The following is a 381-nucleotide window of genomic DNA, read 5'->3' on the forward strand; positions in this document are numbered from 1 at the left end:
GTTCCGTTGTAACGCAGTCCGACCGAGTTGTTGTAGGTGTTCAGTAACTCGCCGTTGTCGACGTTCGAAGAGAATGAAATGCGATTCGTGAAATAGTCCGTCCTGACATTCAGCGAGATGTTGTGTCGTTGATACGAAGCGGTGCGGAAAATCTCGTCCATCCAGTCGGTACGAGTCGTACCGACCCACGGGTTTTTGGCGGTATCCCACCCGGTCGGGATCGACAGTTCCGCCTGGGTGTATGACGTTCGTCTCATCCGAATCTGCTCTTCGGCCGTAAGCGACTGCGGCAGGCTCATGGCCCGGCGTATTCCCAAGATACCCCCGTACGACATGCCCGGGTTGCCTTTCTTCGCTTTCTCCGCCGTGTCCATTCGGACT

Annotated in this window: 1 pseudogene; it reads right to left on the reverse strand. The window is 55.9% G+C overall.

Going from position 1 to position 381, the window contains the following annotated elements:
• A pseudogene (locus Tanf_RS00935) lies at window positions 1-381 on the reverse strand (SusC/RagA family protein); the annotation flags it as partial.

Origin of the sequence: Tannerella forsythia (assembly GCF_001006485.1) — a bacterium.
GTDB lineage: Bacteria > Bacteroidota > Bacteroidia > Bacteroidales > Tannerellaceae > Tannerella > Tannerella forsythia.